This is a genomic window from Streptomyces sp. GbtcB7 (assembly GCF_019091445.1).
GTDB lineage: Bacteria > Actinomycetota > Actinomycetes > Streptomycetales > Streptomycetaceae > Streptomyces > Streptomyces mirabilis.
This window is the reverse complement of the sequence record NZ_JAGXJM010000010.1, coordinates 93,431-106,024: the sequence shown is the minus strand read 5'-3', so window position 1 is coordinate 106,024 and position 12,594 is coordinate 93,431. Positions and strand designations below refer to the sequence as shown.

The window sequence follows — 12,594 nt, the reverse complement described above, 5'->3', positions numbered from 1 at the left end:
TACGTCCGTGTGTTCCGTGGGAGCGGGTCGCCCATGGAACGGAACGTCTGAAGTCCCGTAGTCCGAGGAGTCATCGATGCCGTCCGCGCGCCCCCGCGTCCTCTACGTCAGTGACCTGGCCTACCCGGCCAAGGGGCGGCGGTACTGCGACGAGGACATCTTCCTCACCTCCCGGCTGCGCGAGGAGTTCGACCTCGCCGTGTGCCACCCCCTGGACGCGGCCGCGCTGATGACCGGCTTCGACGCCGTGGTCGTGCGGAACAGCGGGCCCGTGCTGCACTACCAGGCGCAGTACGACGCGTTCCGGAAGCAGGCGGTCACGGAAGGTGTCCGCGTGTACAACCAGCTGTCCGGCAAGGGAGACATGGCGGGGAAGGGGTACCTGCTGGACCTCACCGCGGCGGGGTTCCCGGTCATCCCGACCATCGACCGCGCGGACGACCTCGACCGGCTTCCGGACGTCGACACCTACGTCGTGAAGCCCAAGCTGGGAGCGGATTCCATCGGCCTGGAGTTCGTACCGCGCGACCGGCTGCCCGAACTGTCGTACGGCAACATCCTCGTCCAGCCACGCATCGACTTCCGCTACGAGGTGTCCTTCTACTTCGTCGACCACACCTTCCAGTACGCCCTGTACGCCCCCCGCCCGGACGAGCGCTGGGCCCTGGAACCGTACGAGCCGACCGAGCGGGACCGGGAGTTCGCGCAGCGGTTCGTCGACTGGAACGACATCGCGTACGGCATCCAGCGCGTCGACGCCTGCCGGGCCCCCGACGGCGAGCTGCTCCTCGTGGAGCTGGAGGACCTGAACCCCTATCTGTCCCTGGACGTCCTCTCCCCCGGCACGCGGGACGCCTTCGTCTCACGGGTGAAAACATCGTTGCGCGGGCTGATCGGACAGGAGACGGTACGAGCCGCACACGGTGTCTGAGAGGGAGCGGGAAACGACCCATGGCTGACCCCATTCGATGGACCTACGCCTTCGTCGACCGGCCCATGAAGGACTTCGATCGCGCCTACGGCTTCTGGACCGCGGTCACGGCGACGAAGCTGTCCGAACCACGCGGTGAGCAGGGCGAGTTCGTGACCCTGCTGCCCGACGGCACCGACGCCTGCGTCAAGGCGCAGGGCGTCGACGCGGGCGAGGGCGGCGCCCATCTCGACCTCGCCGTCGAGGACGTACGGGCGCTGGCGGAGTCGGCCCGGCGGCTCGGTGCCGAGATCGTCACCACCGAAGAGGACCTGGTCGTCCTGCGCTCACCCGGTGGTCAGCCGTTCTGCGCGGTCCGTTGGCACGGCGAGTCGGCGCGGCCTCCGGTCGTCCCGGGCCCCACCGGCACCACCAGCCGCCTCGACCAGGTGTGCCTGGACGTGGCGCCCTCCCGCTTCGAGGCCGAAGTCGCCTTCTGGAGCGCCCTGACCGGATGGGAGTCGCACCCCGGCGCGCTCCCGGAGTTCCACCTGCTCAGGCCGCCCGCCGGGCTCCCCTTCCGCATCCTCCTGCAACGCCTCGACACCGCCCGCCCCGCCACCGCCCACCTCGACATCGCCTGCTCGGACATCGAGGCGGTACGCGCCCACCACGAGCGGCTCGGCGCCGTGCTCGTCGGCCACGGCGCCCGCTGGGCCGTCATGAGGGACCCGGTCGGCGGCACGTACTGCCTGACCGGCCGGGACCCGGCGACGGGCAGCCTCCCGGCCCCGGCCTGATCCGAAGAACGACCCGAAGCGAACGGCCCGAAGCGGGCGCCCCGAAGCGAACGGCCCGAGGCGGACAGCCCTACGCGGACTCCCACACCTCCACGTCCACCACGGCCGCCACCGGAATCGGCCCGTAGATGTGCGGGAACTCCTCGCCCCCGGGCTTGACCGCCTCGTAGCGCACCGGCACGTCCAGCCGTTCGGGATCGATGACCAGGAGCACCAGCTCGTCGGGGCCGTCGTACCCGCCGTACAGGAAGGACGCGACCCCGGGGACCTGGTGCCGCAGCGAGCAGTGGATGAAGCCCTCCTCCTGGAGGGTGCGGCCACGGGTGGACATCTCGTACGCGCCGGACGCGCGCGCCGCGTCCCACAGGGAGCGCTCGGTGAGGTGCAACAAGGGTTCGGACATGCCGACACGCTACGGCCTCAGCCGGGCCGCCCGCGTCTCCAAGTAGCGCCGCTCGGGGAGACCGAGGGTCCCGCGGGCGCATCCCGCTCAGATGTCTCCGGCGCCGTCCAGGATGGGGCGGATGACCACCGGATAGTTCGTGGCGCCCTCGGGGCCTGGGCAGCGGGTGACGCGCTCGGCGATCTCGGTGACCCGCTCCAGGCTCTCGCACTCCAGTACCCAGTAGCCGGCGATCAGCTCCTTGGTCTCGCTGTACGGCCCGTCGGAGATGACGGCCTTCCCGTCCTGCCCGGCCGTGACCAGGCGGGTCTGTGCCGGTTCGGCCAGCTCCTGCCCCTCGACGAGCTCACCGGACTTCGAGAGGTCGTCGCTGATCGCGCCCATGTACGCGTACATCGCCTGCAGCTCCTGCTCGCTCCAGGCCGGGGCGTGCGCGGAGCCCTTGCCCCGCATGCCCTCATAGTCCGCCTGCGTACCCTGCACCATCACCAGGTACTTCATGAGTCGGCTCCCTCGGCTTCCTCATTTTCTGCGACGGACTCCCTGGGATGCTCCCGGGGCTCCCCGGTGTCCCTGCCGGGTTGGGATCCGGTCCCGGGTACGGACCGGGCCTCCGCGCGGCCTCCGGACCTGGCCCCGACTCCGGCGCCGGGCTCGCCGACATACGTCTCGCACTCCGGGTTGTGGCAGGGGCCGGGACCCCATACGGGAACGAACGCGCCCAGCGTCTTGTGGCGCCGCACGACGGTGGCGACCGGCTGCCGGCAGGCGGGGCAGACATGCTCATCGGTGCCCATGCATTCAGGGTAGGTCGGGAGACGCTTCAGCGCTTCCTGCTGTACGTCCGCACGAAGACGCCGCTCTTGAACCCGATCAGGCCCCCCGCCCGGGCTGCGGCTCGCGCCACATCGGCCACATCCGCGGACCGTCCGGCAGGTCGAGAGGGCTCCCCGTGAGGGCGAAGCCGAGACGCTCGTAGAGTCGGCGGCTGCCGGCGTTGCTCGCCTCCAGATAGGCGGGCAGACCCTCGCGGTCGCAGCGGTCGAGAACCGACCGGACGAGCGCGGTGCCGAGGCCCTCGCCCTGGCGCTCCGGCGCCACGCCGATCATCCACAGGTACTCGTGGGCGCGGCCCGCGGGATGGATCCCGGCCGTCAGGCGGCCTATCAGCTCGACCCGCTCGTTGTCCGGGTCGACGGCCTCACGCAGCCGTACGGGACCGTCGTCCTCCTCGTCGGCGTGGCCGGCGTCGGCGGGCACGGACAGCCACAGCGCGCACGCCGTGCCGTCCTCCGTGACGTCCACGCGACCCTCGGCGAGCACGACCTCGGCGAACATCCCCATCAACCCGGGGTGCTTGGCGCGGCGGTGCGCAGCGTCCGGAAAGACCCAGACACTCACCGGGTCGTCCTGGAACGCCTCGTCGAGCAGCCGGGTGACCAGCTCCCGATCGCCCTCGTCCGCCGGCCGGATCACCACGCCCATGTCCCACCCTCTCGCCTCAACCGCCGCTGATCGTACGGCTGTTGCAGCCTAGGGCCTGTCGGGCCTGCCGGGCCTGCCGGGGCTGTCGGGCCTGTCCGGGCCTGAGTGGGGCGGGCCCCGCGCACCGTGGGGATGTGCGGGACCCGCTCCGGCCGGAGCCCGGTGCCGTACGGAGGTCAGGTGCCGTACGGTCCCGGAGGCCCCGGGGTCTTCAACCGCCCTTCTGAAGGATCGAACGGGTCATCCGAAGGTTCGAACGGGTCAGTTGCTGCGCCGCGTCACGAACTCCGCGAGCGCGAGGAGGCCGCCCGCTGCCTCCGGGTCGGGGATCGCCCGGGACAGCTCGTGCATCGCCCGGGACATCCGGTCGGCCGCCTGGAGCTGCGCCCAGTCACGGCCGCCCGCCCGCTCGACGGCCAGTACCGTGCGCTCCAACTCCCCTTCCTCGTAGGGAACTCCGTACAGCTCGGCGAGTTCCTTCGCCGCCGGGGTGCCGGAGGCGAGCGCGGCGACCACGGGCAGGGACTTCTTGCGGGCGATGAGGTCCGCCCCGGCCGGCTTGCCGGTGCGGCTCGGGTCCCCCCAGATCCCGATCACGTCGTCGATCAGCTGGAAGGCGAGGCCGGCCTCCCGGCCGAACGCGTCCAGCGCGTCGACGTCCTCCTCGTCCGCCCCCGCGTACAGCCCGCCGAGCGCACACGCGCAGCCGAGCAGCGCGCCGGTCTTGGCCTCGGCCATGGCGAGCACTTCGTCGAGGGTGACCTCGACGGGTCCGCGCTTCTCCAAGGCCGTGTCCGCGTGCTGCCCCTCGCACAGCTCGACGACGCAGGACGCGAGCCGGGCGGCGGCGGCCTGGGACGCCGGGTGCGAGTCCTCGGCGAGCAGCCGCTGGGCGAGCGCCTGCATGGCGTCCCCGGCGAGGATCGCGTCGGCGTCGCCGAACACGGTCCACGCGGTGGGGCGGTGTCTGCGGGTGGTGTCCCGGTCCATGACGTCGTCGTGCAACAGCGTGAAGTTGTGGATCAACTCCACGGCGGCCGCCGCCCGCACGGCCGACGTGTGCCGACCGCCGAGCGCTCCCGTGGCGGTGAGCACCAGGGCCGGGCGGATCGCCTTGCCCGCGTTGCCCGCCGCCGGGGTGCCGTCCGCGTGCTCCCAGCCGAAGTGGTAGAGCGCGATCCGGCGCATGGATCCCGGCAGCGAGTCGACGGCCCTGCGCAGCTCGGGGTCGACGGACGCCCGGGCGTACTCCAGGATGCCCGCCGCCTCCTGTCCGTCGACCGGGCCGGGCGCGACCTGCCGATCCATGGGCCTCCCGTCCGCGGAACCGCCGTCCGGCCCGTCCGCGGAACCGCCGTCCGAGGGCCTGCCCTCCATGGGCTTGCCGATGAGGCCCCGCCCGTCCAGGGTCTCGGCCGGACTCCGCCTCGCCCTCGGTGTTCCCGCCTGATCGGGCGGGAACACGGTGGCCGGCGTCGGGAAGGTCACCGCCAGCGGCCGATCTCGACGTTCTCCAGGATGCCGAGGGCATCCGGCACGAGAACCGCCGCCGAGTAGTACGCCGTCACCAGGTAGGAGATGATCGCCTGTTCGTTGATGCCCATGAAGCGCACCGACAGGCTCGGCTCGATCTCGTCCGGGATGCCCGCCTGCTGGAGGCCGATGACACCCTGCTCGGCCTCGCCGGTACGCATGGCGATGATCGAGGTCGTACGGGCGTCGCTGACGGGGATCTTGTTGCACGGGAACAGCGGCACACCGCGCCAGGTCGGGATGCGGTTGCCCGCGATCTCGACGCTCTCGGGGACCAGTCCGCGCTTGTTGCACTCGCGGCCGAACGCGGAGATCGCGCGCGGGTGGGCGAGGAACAGCTTGGTGCCACGTCGGCGGCTGAGCAGCTCGTCCAGGTCGTCGGGGCTGGGCACGCCTTCGTGCGGCTGGAGCCGCTGGTCGTACTCGCAGTTGTTGAGCAGTCCGAACTCCCGGTTGTTGATGAGCTCGTGCTCCTGGCGCTCCTTCAGCGCCTCGACGGTGAGGCGGAGCTGCTGCTCCGTCTGGTTCATCGGCTGGTTGTAGAGATCGGCCACACGGGTGTGCAGGCGCAGCACGGTCTGGGCGATGCTCAGTTCGTACTCGCGCGGCGCCGCCTCGTAGTCCACGAAGGTGCCGGGGATGTCCTCCTCCCCGGTGTGGCCGGCCGCGAGGTCGATCTCCTTCTCGCCGTACTTGTTGGTGCGCTGCTCCGGAATCGCGCGCAGCGACGTGAGGTGTTCGCGCAGGAAGTCGGAGCGCTCGGCGACCTGCTCGAGGTCCTGGCGGGCCAGCGCGAGCACGGTGACCGCGGTGACGGCGCGGGCCGTGTACTCCCAGATGGCGTCCGGGTCGATGAGCGCCTGCTCGCCGAAGTACGCGCCGTCGGCGAGGACGCCGAGGACCGCGTCGCCGCCGTACGGGCCGGTGCCGATCTTCTGCACCTTGCCGTGCGCGAGCAGGAACACCTCGTCGGACGGGCTGCCGAACGAGGCGAGCACTTCGCCCGGTGCGAACTCCCGCTGCTGGCACCGTTGGGCGAGCTCGCCGAGCACCTCCTGATCCTCGAACGAGCGGAGCACTGACAGCTCGCCGAGCTCCGCGGGGATGACCTGCACACGGTCACCGGTCTTCACGAACGTCACGCGGCCGTCGCCCACGGAGTAGCTGAGCCGCCGGTTCACGCGGTACGTGCCACCCTGCACGTTCACCCACGGAAGCATGCGCAGCAGCCACCGTGAGCTGATCTCCTGCATCTGGGGTGCGGACTTGGTGGTGGTGGCCAGGTTCCGCGCGGCCGATGTGCCGAGACTCTGCTGCGGCTTGCCCTGCCCCGCACGGACCTCTTCGCCTACCGACATGAAAATTGCCCTCCCGGTCGTGCGCTGATCTGCGCCGACCAGCCTTCCATCACGGAGCGTGCCGGTGCTATTACACGAATGAGCGGGAATGGATCACGGGGGATTGGGCAGAGGATCCACTTTTGTCGATCGATCGAACAGCCGGCGCCGTCGTCCTCGAACAGCCGCAGCCCTCGCCTTCGAACAGCGCGGAGCCGTTGCGAGCGGGAACTCCGAGATCAGGCCAACCGTTTGACGCGGTGACGGACGACGACAGGAGACGGCAATGGCAGGCTTCCTGGACCGCGCCAAGGAACAGGCGCAGCGAGGGCTCACGCAGGGCAAGCAGAAGCTCGACGAGGTGCAGGCGCAGCGTGCGGGCGGCGACCTCCTGAAGAAACTGGGCGCGGCGTACTACGCGGAGCGGCGCGGCAGCGGCTCCCCCGAGGCGACCCAGCAGGCCCTGCAGGCGCTGGAGAGCCACATCTCCGTGAACGGGGACGCGTTCCTGCGCTCCTGACAGGCCTCGCGGACACACCGCGAACGCGCCGTGAACGCGCTGGTCAGACGCGCCCGCGCCCCTGACCGGATCGACTCGCACGCCGTACGAACGGCTGGGCCGGAGCCCTGGGTTCCGGGTACAAGCTGCGGTACGAGACGGCCGCGACCGGTGGCCGCCGCGCAGTGCGAAGGAGGTGGCCATGGCCCCACCCATGTCCGCGGGCGGTTTCCTGAACCAGCTCAGGGAGGAAGGCGTCACCGTCGTCGAGGTCGGCGACTGGGAGCATCACAACCGCAATCACAAGGGGCCCTGGGGTCCGGTGTACGGCGTGATGATCCACCACTCGGTGACCTCGGGCAGCGAGCACACCGTCGGGATCTGCCGTGCGGGCCGCCCGGACCTGCCCGGTCCGCTGTGCCACGGCGTCATCACCAAGGACGGTGTCCTGCACCTCGTGGGCTACGGCCGGGCCAACCACGCGGGTCTGGGTGACGACGACGTGCTGCGCGCCGTGATCGCGGAGAAGGCGCTCCCGCCGGACAACGAGGCGAACGCCGACGGCAACCGCCACTTCTACGGCTTCGAGTGCGAGAACCTCGGCGACGGAAATGATCCGTGGCCCGAGGTACAGCTGGAGGCCATCGAGAAGGTCGCGGCCGCGATCTGCCGCCACCACGGCTGGACGGAGCGTTCGGTCATCGGCCACCTGGAGTGGCAGCCGGGCAAGGTCGACCCGCGCGGCTTCACGATGGCCTCGATGAGAGAGCGCGTCCGCGACCGCCTCAAGTGACGGACGGGCGCGGGGTGGCCGCCCGCATACCGGACAGGTGTCCGACAATGGTGGGGTGCCCAGCCCCGCAACCCCGGACGGCCCGACCACCCCGGCCACTCCGGACGTCCCCGAAGCGCTCGACCCGACCGCTCTGCGGCCGAGGCTGCCCTCGCCGCTCTGTCAGGTCGAGGACGAGCGCTTCACGCGCCGTGGCGTGCGGCTGCTGCTCAAGCGGGACGATCTGATCCACCCGGAGCTGATCGGCAACAAGTGGCGCAAGCTCGCCCCGAACCTCCGCGCGGCGGCGGGCCGCACGGTGGTCACGTTCGGCGGCGCGTACTCCAACCATCTGCGCGCCACCGCCGCCGCGGGCCGCCTCCTCGGGCTGACGACCGTGGGGGTGGTCCGCGGCCAGGAGCTGGCCGACCGCCCCCTCAACCCCTCACTGACCCGCTGCGCGGCCGACGGCATGCGACTGCACTTCGTCGACAGATCGACGTATCGCCGCAAGAGCGAACCGGAGACGCTGGCCGCCCTGCTGCGCTCGGTGGACGCCGAGGACGCGTACGTCGTCCCGGAGGGCGGCAGCAACTCCCTTGCCGTACGCGGCTGCCGGGAACTCGGCGCGGAGCTGCGGGGCCATGGCGGTGTCGACGTGGCCGCCCTGGCCTGCGGCACCGGCGGCACCCTCGCCGGCCTGGCCGCCGGCCTCGCCCCCGACCAGCGGGCCCTGGGGATCCCCGTCCTCAAGGGCGGCTTCCTGGGGAGTGACATAAGCGCCCTCCAGGAAGCCGCCTTCGGCGGCCGGCGCGGCACCTGGTCACTCGACGACCGCTTCCACTTCGGCGGCTACGCCCGCACCACGCCCGAACTCGACACCTTCGCCGCGGACTTCGAACAGCGCCACGACCTGCCCGTGGAACGTCTCTATGTCGCCAAGATGCTCTACGGACTTGTCACCCTGGTGGAAGAGAGGGCGTTCACACGGGGGACGACGGTGGCGGCGGTGATCACCGGGGCACCGTTCTGAGCCCTCGTACGGCGCCTCACGCCGCTTCCCGGTAGGCCGCCGCCTCCTCCAGGTCGAGTCTGCGCAGGAGCGTGCGGAGCATTTCGTCGTCGATGTAGCGGTGGTCGCGGAGTTTCACGAACATCTCGCGTTCGGCGCTGATCATCTCGCGGGACAGGCGGCGGTAGGTGTCGTCGGCGGTCTCCCCGGTCACCGGGTTGACGGCGCCGAGCCGTTCCCAGACGGCGTTGCGGCGGCGTTCCAGGACCGAGCGGAGCCGGTCGGCGAGCGGCGGGGGCAGGGCGTTGCGCTCGTCGGTGAGGAGTGCGTCGAGGCGCTCCTCGGCGACCCGGGACGCCTGCGCCTGGGCGTTCGCCTCGGCGAGCGTCTCGGCCTGGACGTCGCGCCCCGGCAGCTTGAGCAGGCGGATGAGAGGGGGCAGGGTCAGCCCCTGGACGACCAGGGTCCCGATCACGGTGGTGAAGGTGAGGAAGAGGAGCAGGTTGCGATCGGGGAAGGAGGCACCACCGTTCACGGTGAGCGGGATGGAGAAGGCGATGGCGAGCGAGACCACCCCGCGCATTCCGGCCCAGCCGATGATGAACGGGCCCTTCCAGGTGGGGGACCCCTCGCGCTCCCGGACGCGCGCCGACAGGATCCGCGGCAGGAAGGTGGCGGGATAGACCCACACGAACCGGGCGGCGACCACGACCAGGAAGACGGCCACCGCATACCAGGCGGCCTGGGCTCCCTGGTACTGGCCGAGGCCCTTGAGGACGACCGGCAGTTGCAGTCCGATCAGGGCGAACACCGCCGACTCCAGGACGAACGCGACCATCTTCCACACCGCCTCCTCCTGGAGCCGGGTCGCGAAGTCCACCTCCCAGGCACGGTGCCCGAGGTAGAGCGCGACGACGACCACCGCGAGCACTCCGGAGGCGTGCACCTGCTCGGCGATCCCGTAGGCGACGAAGGGGATCAACAAGGAGAGGGTGTTCTGGAGAAGTGCCTCATTCAGGTGCGTGCGCAACCAGTGGATCGGAACCATCAGGACGAGACCGACGACCACACCCCCGACCGCCGCGAGGAGGAACTCACGGACACCGCCCGCCCAGGTCGCGCCCTCGCCGACCGCGGCGGCGAGGGCCACCTTGTAGGCGGTGATCGCGGTCGCGTCGTTCACCAGGGACTCGCCCTGAAGGATCGTGGTGATCCGCGAGGGCAGCCCCACCCGGCGCGCCACCGCCGTGGCCGCCACCGCGTCCGGCGGCGCCACCACCGCTCCGAAGACCAGCGCCGCGGGCAGCGGCAGGCTCGGCACGAGCAGATAGGCGGCCCAGCCGACGGCCAGCGTCGCGAAGAGCACGTACCCCACCGACAGCAGCGCGATGGGCCGCATATGCGCCCGAAGATCGAGGTACGAGCTGTCGGTGGCCGCCGTGTACAGCAGCGGGGGCAGCACCAGCGGGAGCACGATCTCCGGGTCGAGTTCGTATCCGGGCACTCCAGGGACGTACGAGACGGCCAGGCCCGCCGCGACGAGCAACAGCGGCGCCGGCACCGGGGTACGACGGGCGAGCCCGGCGACCGCGGCGCTCCCCGCGACCAGCAACAGCAGTGGCAATACGTCCATCGTCTTCCGCCCGCCCTCGTTTTCGCGCGACATCCCGCACGCCCGACGTAACCTGGCAATCATGAAACAGTGCACGCACGCCGACGAGCTGCCGCACCCCGAACCCGGACCGCTGAGCGAGACCTGCCTGGAGTGCCAGGCCGCCGGTACACATCCGGTGCAGTTGCGGCTGTGTCTGAGCTGCGGGCACCTCGGCTGCTGCGACTCCTCGCCGCTGCGGCACGCGACGGAGCATTTCAAGGAGACCGGACATCCCGTGATGCGGACCTTCGAGCCCGGTGAGAGCTGGCGCTGGTGCTTCGTCGACCACGTACTGGCGTGACCCACGGCCCGGACGGTTCGACCGTCTGACGCCTGGGTACGTCAACCCGGCGCGCGCTCTTCCTATTTGGGCCCGCAGACCCCTAGCCACTGTGCGTACTCATAGGCTTACTATGAGTGACAGCAAGGGACGGGGTCCCCAGGACAGAAAAGTTGGGAGCGCGGTAGCGTCACCGCTGAACCACCTAGCGCGTTACCCCGGGGGGCGACCCTCGGCCCCCGAAAAGAGCTCGAAAGAGCTTGTACCACCTTGGAGGTGAGGGTGTCCCAGATCGCAGGCGAGCCCGCGACGAAGGACTTCGTGGAAGTCCGGCTGCCGGCCGCGGGTGCCTACCTGTCGGTGCTGCGTACGGCTACGGCCGGTCTCGCGGCCCGTTTGGACTTCACCCTCGACGAGATCGAGGACCTCCGCATCGCGGTGGACGAGGCCTGCGCGATTCTGTTGCAGCAGGCCGTCCCCGGATCGGTGCTCAGCTGTGTCTTCCGACTCATCGACGACTCGCTCGAGGTGACGGTCTCCGCTCCGACCACCGATGGTCACGCTCCGTCACGGGACACGTTCGCGTGGACCGTCCTGTCGGCGCTCGCGGGCAAGGTCGACTCCACCGTCGCCGAGGACAAGACCGTTTCGATCAGCCTCTACAAACAGCGCGGCGCGGGACCCGGGCCGGCGTGAGGAACGGGGACGGGCCGGTGCGGGACGAAGAGCGCGGCACACGGGAGCTTCCCGCCGGACGCGTCGACGGCCTCGACGGGCCGCGGCGCGCGGTGGAAGGCGTCGACGGCATCCCCGAACAGGCCCGGCCGCACCCGGAGGACGCACAGGAGAGCCTCTCCGGCCAGGACGACGGGCAACGGGATCCGGAGGGTGCCGCGCCGAGCACGTCCTCGGAAGGGCGGCGGCTGGTGACGGGCGGGACTATGAGCGAGCACGAGCGACACGACAAGCCAGGGGTGCAGAGCGTGCAGGGCACGCAGCACGGGCCGAGCGCCCAGCACATCCAGCACGACCCGCACGACCGCAGCGGCGCGCGGGCGATGTTCATCGAGCTGCGCAAGCTGCAGGACGGCAGCGCGGAGTACGCGGAGCTGCGCAATCAGCTCGTCCGCATGCACCTCCCGCTCGTCGAGCACCTCGCGCGCCGCTTCCGCAACCGCGGTGAGCCGCTGGACGACCTCACCCAGGTCGCGACCATCGGCCTGATCAAGTCGGTCGACCGCTTCGACCCGGAGCGCGGCGTCGAGTTCTCGACGTACGCGACTCCGACGGTCGTCGGTGAGATCAAGCGGCACTTCCGCGACAAGGGCTGGGCGGTGCGGGTGCCGCGGCGCCTGCAGGAACTGCGCCTGGCCCTGACGACGGCGACGGCCGAGCTGTCGCAACAGCACGGGCGCTCTCCCACGGTCCACGAGCTGGCCGAGAAGCTGGCCATCTCGGAGGAGGAGGTCCTGGAGGGCCTGGAGTCCGCCAACGCGTACTCCACGCTGTCGCTGGACGTCCCCGACACGGACGACGAGTCCCCGGCGGTCGCGGACACGCTGGGTGCGGAGGACGAGGCCCTGGAGGGCGTCGAGTACCGGGAGTCGTTGAAGCCCCTGCTCGAGGACCTCCCCCCGAGAGAGAAGCGGATCCTGCTCCTTCGCTTCTTCGGCAACATGACCCAGTCGCAGATCGCACAGGAGGTCGGCATCTCCCAGATGCACGTCTCCCGCCTGCTGGCCCGCACCCTCGCCCAGCTCCGCGAAAAGCTCCTGGTCGAGGAGTAACCGAGCAGCCGCCGAGCGGGGGCGTCGCCACGGAGTCCCCGGTAGGCGGACGAGCCCAGCCGTCCCGGCGCTGATCCCGCCTTCTCAGCGGGCGCGCAACCGGTGTGGACCCCGCCGGCAGG

Annotated in this window: 15 protein-coding genes; 8 read left to right on the top strand and 7 right to left on the bottom strand. The window is 70.8% G+C overall.

From position 1 onward, the window contains the following. The first annotated feature begins 76 nt into the window (after window positions 1–76). The gene (locus KVT44_RS18175) at window positions 77–931 is read left to right on the top strand and encodes a hypothetical protein (protein WP_217567790.1); all 855 of its coding nucleotides are present in this window, start codon (window positions 77–79) and stop codon (window positions 929–931) included. A 20-nt stretch (window positions 932–951) separates the two neighbouring features. Continuing rightward, complete coding sequence (locus KVT44_RS18170) at window positions 952–1,710, top strand: VOC family protein (protein ID WP_217567789.1); 759 nt, start codon at window positions 952–954, stop codon at window positions 1,708–1,710. Between the two features lie 70 nt (window positions 1,711–1,780). On the opposite strand, the gene KVT44_RS18165 is transcribed toward KVT44_RS18170, so the two are convergent. The 6 genes from KVT44_RS18165 to KVT44_RS18140 form a co-directional block, all read right to left on the bottom strand. Beyond that, on the bottom strand, window positions 1,781–2,113 hold the full coding sequence (locus tag KVT44_RS18165; RefSeq protein WP_060898647.1) for a DUF952 domain-containing protein: 333 nt from the start codon (window positions 2,111–2,113) through the stop codon (window positions 1,781–1,783). Window positions 2,114–2,200: 87 nt separating this feature from the next. Then, a complete protein-coding gene (locus tag KVT44_RS18160) occupies window positions 2,201–2,614 on the bottom strand; it encodes a YciI family protein (RefSeq protein WP_099920711.1) in 414 nt (137 codons plus the stop codon). Then, entirely contained in the window at window positions 2,611–2,910 is a 300-nt protein-coding gene (locus KVT44_RS18155; protein ID WP_217567885.1) for a hypothetical protein, read from the bottom strand. Before KVT44_RS18155 ends, KVT44_RS18160 begins: the two co-directional genes overlap by 4 nt. Window positions 2,911–2,986: 76 nt before the next feature. Next, entirely contained in the window at window positions 2,987–3,598 is a 612-nt protein-coding gene (locus KVT44_RS18150; RefSeq protein ID WP_217567788.1) for a GNAT family N-acetyltransferase, read from the bottom strand. Window positions 3,599–3,859: 261 nt separating this feature from the next. Continuing rightward, window positions 3,860–4,906 (bottom strand): family 2 encapsulin nanocompartment cargo protein polyprenyl transferase, encoded by a 1,047-nt coding sequence (locus KVT44_RS18145; RefSeq protein WP_217567875.1) that lies wholly within the window; start codon window positions 4,904–4,906, stop codon window positions 3,860–3,862. A gap of 176 nt (window positions 4,907–5,082) precedes the next feature. Continuing rightward, window positions 5,083–6,489, bottom strand: a complete 1,407-nt coding sequence (locus KVT44_RS18140) for a family 2B encapsulin nanocompartment shell protein (RefSeq protein WP_217567787.1) — start codon at window positions 6,487–6,489, stop codon at window positions 5,083–5,085. 265 nt (window positions 6,490–6,754) lie between these two features. On the opposite strand from KVT44_RS18140, the gene KVT44_RS18135 reads away from it, so the two are divergent. The 3 genes from KVT44_RS18135 (at window position 6,755) to KVT44_RS18125 (ending at window position 8,772) form a co-directional block, all read left to right on the top strand. Beyond that, window positions 6,755–6,988, top strand: a complete 234-nt coding sequence (locus KVT44_RS18135; RefSeq protein WP_099920715.1) for a hypothetical protein — start codon at window positions 6,755–6,757, stop codon at window positions 6,986–6,988. A 181-nt stretch (window positions 6,989–7,169) separates the two neighbouring features. After that, on the top strand, window positions 7,170–7,760 hold the full coding sequence (locus tag KVT44_RS18130) for an N-acetylmuramoyl-L-alanine amidase (protein WP_190172799.1): 591 nt from the start codon (window positions 7,170–7,172) through the stop codon (window positions 7,758–7,760). A gap of 133 nt (window positions 7,761–7,893) precedes the next feature. Continuing rightward, window positions 7,894–8,772, top strand: coding sequence for a 1-aminocyclopropane-1-carboxylate deaminase/D-cysteine desulfhydrase (locus KVT44_RS18125; RefSeq protein ID WP_229889382.1), 879 nt, complete (start codon window positions 7,894–7,896; stop codon window positions 8,770–8,772). Window positions 8,773–8,788: 16 nt separating this feature from the next. Here the strand turns inward: KVT44_RS18125 and KVT44_RS18120 are convergent, their stop codons facing one another. Next, window positions 8,789–10,384 carry a Na+/H+ antiporter gene (locus KVT44_RS18120; RefSeq protein ID WP_217567785.1) on the bottom strand — a complete coding sequence of 532 codons (1,596 nt, stop codon included), beginning with the start codon at window positions 10,382–10,384 and terminating at the stop codon, window positions 8,789–8,791. 61 nt (window positions 10,385–10,445) lie between these two features. Between KVT44_RS18120 and KVT44_RS18115 the strand changes: the two genes are divergently transcribed. The 3 genes from KVT44_RS18115 to KVT44_RS18105 all read left to right on the top strand — a co-directional run bounded on the left by KVT44_RS18115 (window position 10,446) and on the right by KVT44_RS18105 (window position 12,472). Further along, window positions 10,446–10,706, top strand: coding sequence for a UBP-type zinc finger domain-containing protein (locus KVT44_RS18115; protein WP_054228128.1), 261 nt, complete (start codon window positions 10,446–10,448; stop codon window positions 10,704–10,706). Window positions 10,707–10,967: 261 nt separating this feature from the next. Further along, the gene (locus KVT44_RS18110) at window positions 10,968–11,381 is read left to right on the top strand and encodes an anti-sigma regulatory factor (RefSeq protein ID WP_054228129.1); all 414 of its coding nucleotides are present in this window, start codon (window positions 10,968–10,970) and stop codon (window positions 11,379–11,381) included. Beyond that, window positions 11,378–12,472, top strand: a complete 1,095-nt coding sequence (locus tag KVT44_RS18105) for an RNA polymerase sigma factor SigF (protein ID WP_217567784.1) — start codon at window positions 11,378–11,380, stop codon at window positions 12,470–12,472. Before KVT44_RS18110 ends, KVT44_RS18105 begins: the two co-directional genes overlap by 4 nt. Window positions 12,473–12,594 lie beyond the last annotated feature (122 nt).

What these genes read in the sequence shown, in the direction of transcription:
- KVT44_RS18155 (WP_217567885.1), bottom strand. Translation starts at nt 2,910, where the DNA reads ATGGGCACCGATGAGCATGTCTGCCCCGCCTGCCGGCAGCCGGTCGCC.
- KVT44_RS18135 (WP_099920715.1), top strand. Translation starts at nt 6,755, where the DNA reads ATGGCAGGCTTCCTGGACCGCGCCAAGGAACAGGCGCAGCGAGGGCTC.
- KVT44_RS18150 (WP_217567788.1), bottom strand. Translation starts at nt 3,598, where the DNA reads ATGGGCGTGGTGATCCGGCCGGCGGACGAGGGCGATCGGGAGCTGGTC.
- KVT44_RS18130 (WP_190172799.1), top strand. Translation starts at nt 7,170, where the DNA reads ATGGCCCCACCCATGTCCGCGGGCGGTTTCCTGAACCAGCTCAGGGAG.
- KVT44_RS18175 (WP_217567790.1), top strand. Translation starts at nt 77, where the DNA reads ATGCCGTCCGCGCGCCCCCGCGTCCTCTACGTCAGTGACCTGGCCTAC.
- KVT44_RS18115 (WP_054228128.1), top strand. Translation starts at nt 10,446, where the DNA reads ATGAAACAGTGCACGCACGCCGACGAGCTGCCGCACCCCGAACCCGGA.
- KVT44_RS18120 (WP_217567785.1), bottom strand. Translation starts at nt 10,384, where the DNA reads ATGGACGTATTGCCACTGCTGTTGCTGGTCGCGGGGAGCGCCGCGGTC.
- KVT44_RS18140 (WP_217567787.1), bottom strand. Translation starts at nt 6,489, where the DNA reads ATGTCGGTAGGCGAAGAGGTCCGTGCGGGGCAGGGCAAGCCGCAGCAG.
- KVT44_RS18165 (WP_060898647.1), bottom strand. Translation starts at nt 2,113, where the DNA reads ATGTCCGAACCCTTGTTGCACCTCACCGAGCGCTCCCTGTGGGACGCG.
- KVT44_RS18170 (WP_217567789.1), top strand. Translation starts at nt 952, where the DNA reads ATGGCTGACCCCATTCGATGGACCTACGCCTTCGTCGACCGGCCCATG.
- KVT44_RS18160 (WP_099920711.1), bottom strand. Translation starts at nt 2,614, where the DNA reads ATGAAGTACCTGGTGATGGTGCAGGGTACGCAGGCGGACTATGAGGGC.
- KVT44_RS18145 (WP_217567875.1), bottom strand. Translation starts at nt 4,906, where the DNA reads ATGGATCGGCAGGTCGCGCCCGGCCCGGTCGACGGACAGGAGGCGGCG.